This is a genomic window from Intestinimonas timonensis (assembly GCF_900626145.1).
Classification (GTDB): domain Bacteria; phylum Bacillota; class Clostridia; order Oscillospirales; family Oscillospiraceae; genus Intestinimonas; species Intestinimonas aquisgranensis.
Window position 1 is genome coordinate 1,489,931 of sequence record NZ_LR130817.1, and the last position, 13,621, is coordinate 1,503,551.

General features: G+C 64.5%; 16 protein-coding genes and 2 pseudogenes. 2 read left to right on the plus strand and 16 right to left on the minus strand.

Annotated elements, in window-relative coordinates; translation table 11 throughout:
* Nucleotides 1-12: 12 nt before the first annotated feature.
* The 12 genes and pseudogenes from rbfA to E0E29_RS14125 all read right to left on the minus strand — a co-directional run bounded on the left by rbfA (nt 13) and on the right by E0E29_RS14125 (nt 9,443).
* Nucleotides 13-351, minus strand: a complete 339-nt coding sequence (gene rbfA, locus E0E29_RS14075; RefSeq protein ID WP_130850379.1) for a 30S ribosome-binding factor RbfA — start codon at nt 349-351, stop codon at nt 13-15.
* A gap of 241 nt (nt 352-592) precedes the next feature.
* Nucleotides 593-2,986: a translation initiation factor IF-2 gene (infB, locus tag E0E29_RS14080; protein WP_130850380.1), complete on the minus strand. Its 2,394-nt coding sequence runs from the start codon at nt 2,984-2,986 to the stop codon at nt 593-595.
* Between the two features lie 133 nt (nt 2,987-3,119).
* The gene (locus E0E29_RS14085; protein ID WP_130850381.1) at nt 3,120-3,656 is read right to left on the minus strand and encodes a L7Ae/L30e/S12e/Gadd45 family ribosomal protein; all 537 of its coding nucleotides are present in this window, start codon (nt 3,654-3,656) and stop codon (nt 3,120-3,122) included.
* Nucleotides 3,649-3,927, minus strand: a complete 279-nt coding sequence (gene rnpM, locus E0E29_RS14090; protein WP_130850382.1) for an RNase P modulator RnpM — start codon at nt 3,925-3,927, stop codon at nt 3,649-3,651. Before rnpM ends, E0E29_RS14085 begins: the two co-directional genes overlap by 8 nt.
* A 15-nt stretch (nt 3,928-3,942) precedes the next feature.
* Nucleotides 3,943-4,098: a hypothetical protein gene (locus E0E29_RS18295; protein WP_165449915.1), complete on the minus strand. Its 156-nt coding sequence runs from the start codon at nt 4,096-4,098 to the stop codon at nt 3,943-3,945.
* Nucleotides 4,099-4,131: 33 nt separating this feature from the next.
* Nucleotides 4,132-4,278: pseudogene (locus E0E29_RS14095) on the minus strand (transcription termination factor NusA); the annotation flags it as partial.
* Between the two features lie 132 nt (nt 4,279-4,410).
* Complete coding sequence (nusA, locus tag E0E29_RS14100) at nt 4,411-5,580, minus strand: transcription termination factor NusA (protein ID WP_130850384.1); 1,170 nt, start codon at nt 5,578-5,580, stop codon at nt 4,411-4,413.
* A 14-nt stretch (nt 5,581-5,594) separates the two neighbouring features.
* On the minus strand, nt 5,595-6,050 hold the full coding sequence (locus E0E29_RS14105; protein WP_130850385.1) for a ribosome maturation factor RimP: 456 nt from the start codon (nt 6,048-6,050) through the stop codon (nt 5,595-5,597).
* A 206-nt stretch (nt 6,051-6,256) separates the two neighbouring features.
* Nucleotides 6,257-6,862 (minus strand): ATP-binding cassette domain-containing protein, encoded by a 606-nt coding sequence (locus E0E29_RS14110; RefSeq protein ID WP_130850386.1) that lies wholly within the window; start codon nt 6,860-6,862, stop codon nt 6,257-6,259.
* Nucleotides 6,846-7,667, minus strand: a complete 822-nt coding sequence (locus E0E29_RS14115) for an ABC transporter permease (protein WP_242622511.1) — start codon at nt 7,665-7,667, stop codon at nt 6,846-6,848. The genes E0E29_RS14110 and E0E29_RS14115 overlap by 17 nt, the downstream gene beginning before the upstream one ends.
* 47 nt (nt 7,668-7,714) lie before the next feature.
* Nucleotides 7,715-8,776, minus strand: a complete 1,062-nt coding sequence (locus tag E0E29_RS14120) for an ABC transporter substrate-binding protein (protein WP_130850387.1) — start codon at nt 8,774-8,776, stop codon at nt 7,715-7,717.
* Between the two features lies 1 nt (nt 8,777).
* Nucleotides 8,778-9,443, minus strand: coding sequence for a Crp/Fnr family transcriptional regulator (locus E0E29_RS14125; protein WP_130850388.1), 666 nt, complete (start codon nt 9,441-9,443; stop codon nt 8,778-8,780).
* Nucleotides 9,444-9,552: 109 nt separating this feature from the next.
* Between E0E29_RS14125 and E0E29_RS14130 the strand changes: the two genes are divergently transcribed.
* Entirely contained in the window at nt 9,553-9,789 is a 237-nt protein-coding gene (locus E0E29_RS14130) for a hypothetical protein (protein ID WP_130850389.1), read from the plus strand.
* Between the two features lie 39 nt (nt 9,790-9,828).
* On the opposite strand, the gene E0E29_RS19300 is transcribed toward E0E29_RS14130, so the two are convergent.
* The 3 genes and pseudogenes from E0E29_RS19300 to thyA all read right to left on the minus strand — a co-directional run bounded on the left by E0E29_RS19300 (nt 9,829) and on the right by thyA (nt 11,607).
* On the minus strand, nt 9,829-10,302 hold the full coding sequence (locus tag E0E29_RS19300) for a dihydrofolate reductase (RefSeq protein WP_242622562.1): 474 nt from the start codon (nt 10,300-10,302) through the stop codon (nt 9,829-9,831).
* 36 nt (nt 10,303-10,338) lie between these two features.
* Nucleotides 10,339-10,764: pseudogene (locus E0E29_RS19305) on the minus strand (2-thiouracil desulfurase family protein); the annotation flags it as partial.
* Nucleotides 10,765-10,776: 12 nt separating this feature from the next.
* The gene (gene thyA, locus E0E29_RS14145; protein ID WP_130850390.1) at nt 10,777-11,607 is read right to left on the minus strand and encodes a thymidylate synthase; all 831 of its coding nucleotides are present in this window, start codon (nt 11,605-11,607) and stop codon (nt 10,777-10,779) included.
* 93 nt (nt 11,608-11,700) lie between these two features.
* Between thyA and E0E29_RS14150 the strand changes: the two genes are divergently transcribed.
* Nucleotides 11,701-12,237 carry an FUSC family protein gene (locus tag E0E29_RS14150; RefSeq protein ID WP_130850391.1) on the plus strand — a complete coding sequence of 179 codons (537 nt, stop codon included), beginning with the start codon at nt 11,701-11,703 and terminating at the stop codon, nt 12,235-12,237.
* A gap of 4 nt (nt 12,238-12,241) precedes the next feature.
* Here the strand turns inward: E0E29_RS14150 and mtaB are convergent, their stop codons facing one another.
* Nucleotides 12,242-13,552: a tRNA (N(6)-L-threonylcarbamoyladenosine(37)-C(2))-methylthiotransferase MtaB gene (mtaB, locus tag E0E29_RS14155; RefSeq protein WP_130850392.1), complete on the minus strand. Its 1,311-nt coding sequence runs from the start codon at nt 13,550-13,552 to the stop codon at nt 12,242-12,244.
* Between the last annotated feature and the right edge of the window lie 69 nt (nt 13,553-13,621).

Here is a 13,621-nt window from a genome sequence, read left to right on the forward strand (position 1 = left end):
CGTTCAGGCACCTCACTTGTCCAGCTTTTCGATGAGCTCCAGGATGTGGGCGCCCTCGGCGATGGAGTCGTCGGCCACGAAGGTGAGCTCTGGGGTATACCGGAGCTGGAGGGCCTGGCCCAGCTCCCGGCGCAGATAGCCGCTGGCCGACTTGAGGCCCTTGACCACCTCTTTGACGTCGCTCTTGTCCAGCATGCTCACATAGACCTTGGCGTACCGCAGGTCAGGGGCGGTGTCCACCGCCGTGATGGAGACCAGTCCGTGGACGCGGGGGTCCTTCACGGTCCGGATCAGGGCCGAGAGCTCCCGCTGGATCTCCTCGTTGATGCGTCCGATACGATTGCTTGCCATATTTTTCTCCTATCAAGCATACAGACCCGTCCCCTCCTCAAATGACTTGGGGATGGAACAGGTCTGTTTGGTTGTATTTCTTTTCAGTAAGGTCAGACCTCGATCTGCTCCATCTCGTCGTCGCAAACTCCACACCGCTCCGTCCGGCTCCCGCCGGACATCCGCTCCGTTTCGTTGCTCCTCCTCTCCACACCGGACCCGCTTCGCTGGGCTCCGGTATGGTTTGGACGCCGGTGGAGAATCACACCTCAATCTGCTCCATGAGGTAGGCCTCGATGATGTCGCCCTCTTTGATGTCCTGGAACTTCTCGAAGGTGATGCCGCACTCGTAGCCCTGGGCGACCTCCTTCACGCTGTCCTTGAAGCGCTGGAGGGAGGCGATGGCACCGTCGTAGATGACGATGTTGTCCCGCAGCAGGCGCATCTGGGCACCGCGCTGCATCTTGCCCTCGGTGACGTAGCAGCCGGCCACCATGCCCACGCCGGTGATCCGGAACACGTTCCGGACCTCGGCCCGGCCCAGGTCCACTTCCTTGAACTTGGGGGCCAGCATGCCCTTCATGGCGGCCTCAACCTCGTTGATGGCGTCATAGATGACCCGGTACATCCGCATATCCACATTCATGCGGGCGGCCGAATCACGGGCATTGTTGTCGGGACGGACGTTGAAGCCCACGATGATGGCGCCGGAGGTGGCGGCCAGCATGACGTCGCTCTCGCTGATGGCACCCACCGCGCAGTGGATGACCCGGACCCGGACCTCCTCGTTGGAGATCTTCTCCAGGGAGGACTTCACGGCCTCGGCGGAGCCCTGCACGTCGGCCTTGACGATGATGTTCAGGTTCTTCATCTCGCCGGCCTGAATCTGGCTGAACAGGTCCTCCAGAGAGACCTTCTGGCCCACGGGGCCGCTCATACGGTCCTTCTGCTCCTGCTTGCGCTGCTCCACCAGCTCACGGGCCATGCGCTCGTCGTCCACGGCGTGGAAGTCGTCGCCGGCGCCGGGCACTTCGCTCATGCCGATGATCTCCACAGGTACGGAGGGACCGGCCTCCTTCAGCTTCTCGCCACGGGCGTTGGTCATAGCGCGGACACGGCCCACGGCGGTGCCGGCAATGATGATGTCGCCCTGGTGCAGGGTGCCGTTCTGGACCAGCAGGGTGGCCACGGGGCCGCGGCCCTTGTCCAGCCGGGCCTCGATGACGGCGCCGTGGGCAGAGCGGTTGGGATTGGCCTTAAGCTCCTGCATCTCGGCGGTGAGGACCACCATGTCCAGCAGGTTGTCGATGCCCTCGCCGGTCTTGGCGGAGATGGGGCAGATGATGGTTTCGCCGCCCCACTCCTCGGGCACCAGCTCATACTCGGTGAGCTGCTGCTTGATGCGGTCGGGGTTGGCCTCGGGCTTATCCATCTTGTTGATAGCCACGATGATGGGGATATTGGCGGCCTTGGCGTGGTTGATGGACTCCACGGTCTGGGGCATGATGCCGTCGTCAGCGGCCACCACCAGGATGGCGATGTCGGTGATCATGGCGCCGCGGGCACGCATGGCGGTGAAGGCCTCATGGCCGGGGGTATCCAGGAAGGTGACGGGCTTGCCGCCCACATCCACCTGATAGGCGCCGATGTGCTGGGTAATGCCGCCGGCCTCGCCGGAGGCCACGTGGGCGGAACGGATATAGTCCAGCAGGGAGGTCTTGCCATGGTCGACGTGGCCCATGACCACCACCACGGGGGCCCGGGGGAGCAAATCCTCCTCCTTGTCCTCGCTGACGTCGATGAGCTTCTCCTCAATGGTAACGATGACCTCGTGCTCCACCTTGCAGCCCATTTCCTCGGCAATGATGGCGGCGGTCTCGTAGTCGATGACGTCGGAGAGGGCGGCCATAACGCCGTTCTTGATGAGGCACTTGACCACCTCGGCGCCGGTCTTCTTCATGCGGGAGGCCAGCTCACCCACAGAGATCTCGTCAGGGATCTTGACCACCAGGGGGTGCTTTTTGGCGATCTCGGCCTGGAGGCGGCGCATCTTCTCCTGCTCCTCCGCCCGGCGCTTGCTGCCCTGGAAGCCGCCGCCCCGGCGCTGCTGGTTCCGGCCCTGGAACTTCTGCTTGCCGGCCTGCATCTGCTTGGTCTTGCCGGCGGCCAGATCCTCCAGCCGCTGGTCGTACTTCTCCAGGTTCACGTTGCCGCTCTTCCGGGTGTCCACGATCTTCTTCTCAGGGACCTTCCGGCTGACGGTGTTCTGCTGGGGCGCGCTCTGAGCAGGCTTCTGGGCCGGCTGCTGCTGGGGCTGCTGGCCCTTGCCGCCGTTGTTCTGGCCTCCGGCAGGCTTGCTGCCGCTCTGTGCTCCGGCAGCGGGCTTCTCCGCGCCCTTCTGGGGGGCGGGCGCCGCCTTGGTCTCATCGGCGGGCTTGGGCTCATGATAGGTGTCGGCAAAGATGCTCTCGATGCTGGCCACCTGGTTGTTCTGGGTCAGGTAGTCGAAGAGGATGGCCAGCTCCCCGTCCTCCAGCACCTGCATATTGTTCTTGGGGGCCTCTCCATACTTGCCCAGAATGTTGATGATCTCCTTGGGCGTGCGGTCAAAATCCTTGGCCACGTCCCGAACTCTGTACTTGATCAGACTACTCAAATAAATTCCCTCCGTTGATCGTTGGGATCACTTCAATACGAAAACCCGGAGCGGAGATCCGGGCTTGCGTATTGAAGCGATCCGCAGGCCGTTACTTCCTTCCTGCCGCATCCGCGGCCTCATCTGTACCCTTTCACGTCACGTGACGCCCTCCTCCGCGCTTTGTACCCTTTCCGGGACCTTTCCGCACCTGCTTCTTCCGGCCGGCTGCCTTGCCGGGCGCCGCCGGTCTGGCGGGCGCAGCCCAAGGCTTGGCCGCCGCCCGCTCCAGTTTCTTCTCGTGCCGCCGCTGCTCCTTCTGCCGCTGGAGGGCCCGCTGGGCTTTCTCCTCCAGGTCAGCGGCCGTCGCGCCGTACTGCTCTCCGTCCGCCTCTGCCAGCTTTTGGGCAAAGGCAGCCGCCAGGCCGTAGTCGGTGAGGGCCAGCATAGCGCAGGAGGAGCGGCCCACAGAGAGGCCCAGCTCCCCCTTGGTATAGGGGCTCTGGAGAACAGGCACCCCGGCGGACAGGGCGAAGTGGGAGGCCCGGCGCAGGGTGTTGTCGGCGGCGTCGGAGGCCAGCACCACCAGCCGGGCCTTGTGCGCCCGGGCGGCAGCGGCCACAGGCTCCTCGCCCACCTCCACACGGCCGCCCTTCCGGGCCAGGCCGATGAGCCGAAGCGCGTTATCCATCCTGCTCCTCCCCCCTCTTCATCTGACCCTCCAGGGCCTCATAGACCTCCGGCGGCAGAGCCGCCGAAAAGGCCCGCTCCAGAGCTTTGGACTTCCGGGCCTTCTTCAGGCACTCTGGATCAGGGCACACATAGGCACCCCGGCCCGGCTTCTTTCCTTTGAAATCCAGGGAGACCTCCCCTTCAGGGGAGCGCACCACCCGGATGAGCTGACGCTTTTCCTTCATCTCCCGGCAGCCCACACACTGCCGCATGGGGATCTTCTTCGGCATGTCACACGCCCCCCTTTACCAAATACCGTTCTCGTCCTCGGTCTCCCGGTCGGAGTCCTCCTCTGTCGGGATACCGAAGGTGAAGTTCTCCTCCTCCGGCTCCGTACCGTCAGAGACCGGATGCCGGACGGCGTCGGGTCCAAAGAACCAGTCCCATTTCTCCCAGTCCATGTCCCTGCGCCTCCCGACGCTCTCCTGTGAGGATCACTCCTCGATGTCCACGCTCTCCTCGGGCTCCTCTTCGATCTCCACCTCGGCGTCCTCTACCGTGGGCAGCTCGCCCGGGTCGGACTCCGGCTTAATGTCGATCTTGTAGCCCGTCAGCTTGGCCGCCAGACGGGCGTTCTGGCCACCCCCACAAAAGGCAGCGCCTTTTGCGGGGACCCCGGTCTCCACTTGATTTGGGCGGAGTGAATCCGCCCAAACCCAAGCTTTGCCCAAGGGCAAAGGCTTGACGCGGCAGACGCCGCGGACAGGAGGGCCTTACTCCTCGATGTCCACGCTCTCCTCGGGCTCCTCTTCGATCTCCACTTCGGCGTCCTCCACCGTGGGCAGCTCGCCCGGGTCGGACTCCGGCTTGATGTCGATCTTGTAGCCCGTCAACTTGGCCGCCAGACGGGCGTTCTGGCCCTCTTTGCCGATGGCCAGGGAGAGCTGGTCGTCGGGCACCAGCACCCGGCAGCTCTTGCCGTCGGGCAGCAGGTCCACGCTGACCACGTCGGCGGGAGAGAGGGCCGCCGCCACATAGGCGGTGGGGTCCTCACTGTACTTGATGATGTCCACCTTTTCACCGTGGAGCTCCTCCACGATGTTGTTGACCCGCTGGCCGCCGGGGCCCACGCAGGCGCCGATGGGGTCCACGTTCTCGTCGGCGGACCAGACGGCGATCTTAGTGCGGCTGCCCGCCTCACGGGCGATGGACTTGACCTCCACGGTGCCGTCGTAGATCTCGGGGATCTCCAGCTCAAAGAGACGCTTGACCAGACCGGGATGGGTGCGTGAGATGAGGACCTGGGGCCCTCTGGTGGAGCGGCGGACCTCCACCACGTAGACCTTCAGCCGGTCGCCCTCATGGATCTCCTCCCCGCGGACCTGCTCGCCGGGGGCCAGGAAAGCCTCGGTGTACTCGCTGCTGGAGCTGATACGCAGGTTGGCAGCGCCGCTGCGGGGGTCGATGCGGGTGACGATACCGGTGAGGATCTCGTGCTCCTTGGAACTGAACTCATCATAGATCATGCCCCGCTCGGCCTCCCGGATACCCTGGATAATGACCTGGCGGGCGGTCTGGGCGGCAATGCGGCCAAAGTTCTTGGGCTTGACCTCGATGCGGACCACATCCCCCAGCTCGGCGTGGGGGATGGCCCGGCGGGCCTCCTCCAGAGACATCTCGGTAGCCGGGTTGTCCACGGTCTCCACGATGTCCTTGAGGATGAACATGCGCACCTGGCCGGTCTCGGGGTTGGCCTTGACCTCAATGTTGTCCCCGGCGCCCTCGTGGTCCCGCTTGTAGGCGGAGGCCAGGGCCTGGGTGATCTTCTCCATCATATAGCCGGCGGGAATGCCCTTTTCCTTCTCGATCTGGGCAATGGCGGCGAAAAACTCCTGGCCGTCGTTCTCGCTGCTGTTGGTCTTTTTCGCGTTCTTTCTCGGCATTTCGTTATTCTCCCTTAAAAGCTCACGTGCAGCCGCACCTGAGCAACGTCTTTCTTCTCCAAAGTCACGTCTCCGCCGGGGAGCTCCACGGTCACATTCCCGTTGTCATAGCCCTTGAGCACACCGGTGAGCTCCTTACGCCCCTCCCGGGCCCGGTAGAGCTTCACATCCACCTCGCTGCCCGTGAACTGGGCGAAGTGCTCCGGCTTCTTCAGCACCCGGTCGGCGCCGGCGGAGGACACCTCCAGGGTATAGCTCCCCTCGATGGGGTCGGCCTCGTCCAGGGCGTCACTGAGGGGACGGCTCACCGCCTCACAGTCATTGATGGACACCCCGCCCTCCTTGTCGATGTAGATCCGGAGAAACCACTCCCCCGCTTCCTTTACGTACTCTACATCCCAGAGCGAGCACCCGGCGGCCTCCACGATGGGCGCCGCCAATCCCGCCGTGAGTTCAGTCACTTTTGCCATGTTTCGTCCCCCCTGACGCGCTTTTCCAGATACTTACAGATCCGTTTTTTTCAATAAGAAAGAGCGGGGCGGACCCCACTCTTGACGGATACGTACACTGCTAGTATAGGCAGTATACCATACGGATAGCCTGATTGCAAGATTTTTACCGGGAAATCTCGAAAATACATGGGCTTTTCCCCTCTGAAAAGGAGAGACCCGGGCATTCAGGCCCGGGTCTCCTCTATGGTATGCAAAGGGGAACCGTCCAGGTCCACCCGCCGGGTGGCTAGGGCAACGGTGTGGTGTTCGTGGGCGCACAGCAGCACGGGGAGCCCCAGGCCGTACACCGCCTCCATGAGGGTCTCCGTCCGGGCCTGGTCCACCCCGGCAAAGGGCTCGTCCAGCAGCACCCAACCCCGGCGGACCTCTGCCAGGGCCAGGGACCGGACCAGGGAGAGCCGCCGGGCCATACCGCCGGAGAGGGCGGCGGGATAGGTCCCCTCCTCGCCCTCCAGCCCTGCTGCCGCCAGCCACCGCCTGGCAGTCTCCCGGTCCGGCCGGGGCAGCACATCGGTGATGTGCTGTTCCGCTGTCCGCCAGGGGAAGAGACGGTTTTCCTGGAAAAGGAGGACAGCCTTCGACGGGTCCAGGCCAGCGCTGGTGCCGGAGGACGGTGTCTCCAGCCCCATCAGGACGCGCAGCAGGGTGGTCTTGCCGCAGCCGGAGGGCCCGGCCAGCGCCGTGACCCCCTCCGCCGGCACGGTCAGAGAGAACCGGTCCAATACCAGCTTATCGCCGTAGGACACCGTCAGCTCACGGATCTCCAGCACGGTCGTTCCCTCCCTTCCCCCGCTCCAGCCTGCCCAGCAGCCGTCCCAGGACCCCCTCCAGCACAAAGCTGAGGAAGAGTACGGTCAGGGTCCAGGCGAAGAGGGCCGGGGTCTCCAGATAGGTCTTGGCATTGCTCACCTGGGTACCGATGGCCAGCTTGGGCAGGCACAGCACCTCGGCGGCCACCCCCGCCTTCCAGGCCAGGCCCAGGCTGGTACGGCAGGCAGCGGCAAAGTAGGGCAGCACCGAGGGTACATACACCAGGGTCAGGGTGCGCCGACGTGGAAAGCCGTATGCCCGGGCCAGCTCCAGCAGCTGAGCGTCGGTGCTCTCCACTCCCTGGACCACGTTCCCCCACACTACGGGCAGGACCATAAGGGCAGCGATGATGGCGGGCACCCAGTTCCGATCAGCCCACAGCAGCACCAATATAATAAAGGAGGCCACCGGAGCGGCCCGGACCACCTTCACCGCCGGGGCAAAGATCAGCCGGGCCCACCGGGAAACGGCGGTGAGAGCGGCCATGACGGTGCCCAGTCCCACCCCCGCGGCGGCACCGGCGAAGACCCGGCACAGGGAGGCTGCCGCTGTCCGCCAGAAGTCCACTGTACCCACCAGCTCCACCAGCTCCTGGGCCACCCTGGGGGGCGCCGGCAGGATGAAGGCCTGGCCCTCCCACAGACAGGTGAGGAGCCCCGAAATGTCTCCGGTCTGCCGCCAGGTCGTCCACGCCGCTTCCAGGCTCCGGTGTCCGGCGCACAGGGCGGCGCCCTCCCACACCAGCAGCCAAAACAGGATGGGCAAAAGCCGCTCCCGCCAGCCTTTGGCAGGAGCGGCAGTCAGCCTCTTGTTCACCCTTCGTAGTAGAAGGCGTCGTCGGGGATGCCCCCGCCGATGGAGTCGGGATTGGCCTGGTAGAGGACCTCATAGTAGCCCTGGATGGCGCTGCGCATGTCGGAGGCACCGGTGATGCACACCAGAGCGCACTTGGGGATGGCTGCTTCGGCGATCTGGGCGTTGGCGGTGATGCCGTAGCTGGCCACCAGCTGAGCCGGATTCTCGTCACTGGAGAGGGCCAGATTATCCGGGTCGTTCATAAACTCCACCGAAGCTGCGTAATCGCTCAGGAAATTCTCCACAGCCTGGGGATTCTCCTCGATGAAGTCGGTCCGGGCCACGATGGTGGTCATGGTGAGATGGCTGCCGTTCTGGAGGTTGTCCCACTCTGCAGACAGGTCCAGAGCCTCCCGGACATCGGCGTTCTTGAGCTGCACGGCGGTGGCGGCGGGGACGGGCAGCATGCACAGGTCGGCCTCGCCGCTGACCATCAGAGTGGTGATCTCGTCGCCGGTCTTCCACTGGATGTCCACATCAGCGGGGTCCACCCCGTTCTCGGTGAGGAGGTAGTTGAGGACATATTCGGGGTTGGCGCCCTGGCCGGTGGCATAGATGGTGCGACCGGCCAGATCGGCCATGGAGTGGACGGTGTCGCCGTTCTCCAGGATGTAGAGGACGCCCAGACCGCTGACGGCCAGCATCTGGATGCCGCCGTCGGTCTTATTATATAGGTTAGCGGCCACGTTGGAGGCCACGGCGGCGATGTCGATCTCGCCGTTGGTAAGGCCGGCGGCCACCTGGTCGTTGGCGGTGAACACCTCCACGTTATAGCTGTTGGCGGTGGTACCGGCATCATTGTCGGCCATGAGCTTGGCGGCACCCACACCGGTGGGACCGTTGAGGACGGCGAAGCGGACGGTATCGCCCGTCTCCTGGGTGGGCTGGGCAGTGGTCTCCACCGGGGCGCTGGTCTCGGGCGCCGGAGTGGTGGTCTCGGCGCTCTTCTGGCCGCAGCCGGCCAGGGCGCCGCCCAGCATCAGCAGGGCCATGGTGAGGGCGAGCAGTTTTCTTTTCATGCTAAGTTCCTCCATTCTGTATCTCCAGGACCCTCCGGTCCAGGATGACGATGGTCTTTCCCGCCCGGCGGATGGCACCCGCCCGTTCCAGCTCCTCAAAGGCACGGTAGAGGGAGGCGCGGCTCACATCCAGACGGCGGGAGAGCTCGGTGGCGGGACAGGAGACCTCCTCCCGCCCCGATTCCAGCAGCCAGCGGGAGAGCTTTCCCGTGACCTTGGGGGCGGTGAGGCCCTCCACCTTCCGACTCAGGAAGTGGATGCGCTCGGAGAGATAGGCGATGTAGCTCCTGCGGAAGGCCGGGCAGTCGTCCAGCAGTTCGGCCACCAGCTCCTCCGTGAAGAAGGCCACAGTGCAGGGGGTGAGAGCGGTGATGGTGGTCTCGTAGCGGTCCCGGCGGTGGAAGAGGGCAGCCGCACCGAAGAAGGCCCCTCGCTCCAGGGTGCTCATGACCAGAGCCCCCTTGGTGACCCCGGCCCGGCCGGCGAGGAAGACCCCCAGGCACCGGCGGAACCGGTCGGGACTGTAGATCACTTCGCCTTTGGCAAAGCGTTCCCGCAGGCAGCCCGGGTCCTCCGCCGCCCGGCGGAGCCGGTCCTCCGGTACCTCCCGAAAAAGCTCTGTCCGGGCCAGGGCGGCCAGCTGCTCTCCGCTCCAGTGCTCCGCCATTCCCTCGCCCCGCTTTCTGTCTCATTTCAGACACTTTCAGATTTTACACCCTGGATGGACCAAAGTCAATCCCGAACATAAGATGAGGAAGAAAGGAGGGATCTCCAGGATGGGATACCGCAACCACTGTCCCCACGGTCAGGCACGGCAGCGGCAGGCGTCGGAGTCCGCCTGCGCGCAGGCCGCCGCGGCCCGTCGGGCGGCCCTGGCCGACACCCCTACCCGGGTCTGCCGTTCCGGCCAGTGCGCCGGGGCCTGCCCCACCTGCCGTGAGGTGGTCTCCCTCCTCCGGCGCCAGAACCGGCTGCTGGAAGAGCTGCTGGAGGCCATGGGCGTCCGGCCCTGAATAGCAAACGCCCCGTGAGCATGCTCACGGGGCGTTTGTTTACGGATTCCAGATCCGGCGGTAGGTATCGTAGTGGAAAGTGAGCCCCTGGTGGTCATAGGGCCCTTCGGTCCCGGCGAGACGCCAGTCCGGGTGGTTGTCCAGGTCGGGAAAGTGGGTGTCGGCGGGGAAGGTCCGCTCAAGCCGGGTCACATAGACGGTATCACACCAGGGGAGGAGTTGCTGATAGACGGCGCCGCCGCCGATGACGAAGGCGTCCTCCGGCGCGGCGGCCCGCAGGGTCTCCACATCCCGGAATACCTCCGCCCCCTCCGGAGCGAAGTCCGGGTCCCGGGAGAGGATCAGGTTCCGCCGGCCCGGCAAGGGCCGTCCACCGGGAAAGGTGGCCAGGGTCTTCCGACCCAGGATAACGGCGTTGCCAGAGGTAAGGGCCTTGAAGCGCTTCAGGTCGGCGGGGATGTAGCAGGGCTGGTTCCCATCCTTCCCGATGCCCCAGGCCTGGTCGGCGGCCACGATGGCCTTCCAGTGTCCGCCCCGGAGAAAAGCCCCCAGAGCCTCCCCCCCCTCCTCGGTAAAGACGGCCACACCGGCGGCCTTCAGGGCGGCGGCGGCCACACCGTCCCCTGGCACCCTGGTACCGGTAAAGGTGCCGTCATAGATGGTGCCGCTGCCGCAGGAGGGGCTGCGGGCCTTGAGCACGGCGCAGGGGCAGTCCAGCAGGCGGGCCAGATCAACAGCGCCCTCCACCCCCCGGCGGTAGGGTTCCGTCACATCCGCCCCAGCCTTGGTGCGGACCTTCTCTCCCACCCGCTCGGCGGGAGGCCGCGGGGTGGGGAGTCCCCCAAGCTGCTCCGGGCAGACGGGGACCAGATGGTGCCCGGCGGCGATGAGGGCGGTCGCCCCCTCCCACCCCTTGCCGGTGCCGTCGTACCGGCAGGGCAGACCCAGCAGGCAGGCGGAGATGAGGATGTTCACGTCGCTCCCCCCTTAAACGGCCACCGGGATCTTGGCCGCCATGGGCCAGGCCTCATAGCCCTCCAGGCGGAAGCTCTCGGTGGTAAAGTCATAAAAGTCGGTGACGGCCGAATCCATCCACAGCTTGGGGGCATCGTAGGGCTTGCGGGCGATGATCTCCTCCACCACGGGCACATGGCGGTCATAGATGTGGGCGTCGGCAATGACATGTACCAGCTCCCCCGCCTCCAGTCCCGACACCTGAGCCAGCATATGGACCAGAGCGGCATACTGCATCACGTTCCAGCCGTTGGCGGTCAGCATGTCCTGGCTGCGCTGGTTGAGGATGGCGTTGAGGGTACGCCCCGTGACGTTGAAGGTCATGGAGTAGGCGCAGGGATAGAGGGCCATCTCATGGAGGTCGTGGTGGTTGTAGAGGTTGGTGAGGATGCGCCGGGAGGCGGGGTCGTGCTTCAGGTCGTAGAGCACCCGGTCCACCTGGTCGAACCACCCCTCCTTATATTGGTGCTTCACCCCCAGCTGGTAGCCATAGGCCTTGCCGATGGAGCCGCTCTCGTCGGCCCAGGCGTCCCAGATGTGGCTTTTAAGGTCTTGGACGTTGTTGGACTTCTTCTGCCAAATCCAGAGGAGCTCGTCCAGTGCGCTCTTGAAAGCCATCTTTCGGATGGTCTGGATGGGGAATTCCGCCCGCAGGTCGTAGCGGTTCACAAGTCCGAAGCGCTTGATCGTATGGGCCGGAGTGCCGTCCTCCCAGCGGGGACGCACCGGCAGGTCTGTATCCCACGTCCCGTGGGCCAGAATGTCCTTACAGTTATCGATAAAGATCTGATCGGCGTAGCTCACCGGATTTCCTCCTAAATATTTCAATTTGGCCTGGATTTTTTCTCACAGTATGGTATAATGTCGACACAAAAATACTTTTGGGGGCGAACCATCATGGATGGGCATCCACACCCACATTTCCCCGGCATCGGCCTTCGGAACCTGAAGTCAGCCTTCTCCGCAGCTCTGTGCGCAGCCATCTACTACCTCATCGACCGAAACCCCACCTTTGCCTGCATCGGCGCGGTATACGGCATGGGCAATGACATGGGCCACTCCTGGCAGCAGGGGGGCAACCGTCTCATCGGCACCATCATCGGCGGCTTTCTTGGGATGGGTCTGTTCTGGTTTTATCTGTTGCTGGACCCGCCCGGGGATCAGAGAGTCCTTCTCATCCCCCTCACCTTTGTGGGCGTGGTGGTCCTCATCTGTCTGGCCCAGATGTTCCGCTGGCCCACAGCGGTGCAGCCGGGGAGCGTGGTGCTGTGCATCATCCTCTTCAACACCCCGGTGGACACCTATGTAAGCTACGCCCTCAACCGTATGGTGGATACCGGCGTAGGCGTGGTGGTCTCCATGATCATCAACTATCTCCTGCCACGGGAGCGGCTGGACCGCTGGAAGGCAGCGCTCCAGGCCCGGCGGGGCTGAGGCCTCAGACCTGACCGATCAGGCTGCCCCCCTCCCGGCGCAGGATCTTCACCGCCCGCTCCACATTGTGCAGGTCCTCTCCCCGGGCAAATACCTCCACATAGTTGGGGGCATGCCCCCGCCAGAGTCCTTCCTTCTCCTCCTCAAAGAGGACGGGCAGGGTCTCTCCCACCCAGCTGTCCAGATAGACCTCCTCCAAGTGCCGGGCCAGGGCGCCGGCCCGATGGGCCCGCTCCTCCTTCACCGCATTGGGGATCTGGTCCAGCATCTTGGCCGCCGGGGTGCCGGTGCGGCGGGAATAGGGGAAGATGTGCATGGCCGAGAAGGCGCATTTTTCCACAAAGGCCAGGGTGGCCTGGAACTCCTCCACGGTCTCCCCGGGAAAGCCCACGATGAGATCGGTGGTGATTCCGGGGCGTTCAAAGTATTCCCGGAGTAATTTTACACTCTCATAATACCGTTCGGTATCATATTTTCGGTTCATCCGCTTCAAGACGCTGTCACAGCCCGACTGCATGGACAGGTGGAAGTGGGGACACAGGTTGGGCAGGGCCGCCGCCCGGCGGCAGAAATCAGCCGTGATGGTCCGGGGCTCCAGGGAACCCAGGCGCACCCGGGTACCCTCCGGCAGCGCCCGGCACACCGCCTCTATGAGGTCGATGAGCCCGCTCCCGTCCCGCCGCTCGGCGCCCCATGAGGAGATCTCGATGCCGGTGAGGATCACCTCCCGGTAGCCCTCCTCCCCCAGCCGCCGGCACTGCTCCTCCGCCTCCGGGATGGACAGGGAGCGGATGGGGCCTCTGGCGTAGGGGATGATGCAGTAGGTGCAGAAGTTGACGCAGCCATCCTCCACCTTCAGCATGGCCCGGGTGCGTCCCTCCAGACCGCCGGCGGGCAGCACCTCGAAGGTCCGGCGGCGCATGGCGTCATCTACCGTCATGCGGGGTCCCTCCCCGGCCAGATGGGCGGCCCGGCGGTCCTCCAGGGCTGACTCCAAATCATCCAGGAAGGCCATCCGACCGGCGGTGCCCGAGATGAGGTCCACCTCCAGCTCCTTCACCACCTCCGGAGCCGTCTGGGCGTAGCAGCCGCACACCCCGATCACGGCATCGGGATTTTCTTTTCTGGCCCGGCGGATGACCTGCCGGGATTTTTTGTCACTGACCGCCGTAACGGTGCAGGTGTTGATGATGTAGGCATCCGCCCGCGTCTCAAAGGGGACCAGCTCATACCCCCGGGTAAGCAGTTCGGCCTCCATCGCCTGGGTCTCATATTGGTTGACTTTGCAGCCCAGGGTGTAAATGGCGATCTTCATAGTAATACCTCAACAAAAGGGGCAGATTCCGCCCCGATTTCTGGTTGAAATGGCCAAAATTATAGAGGT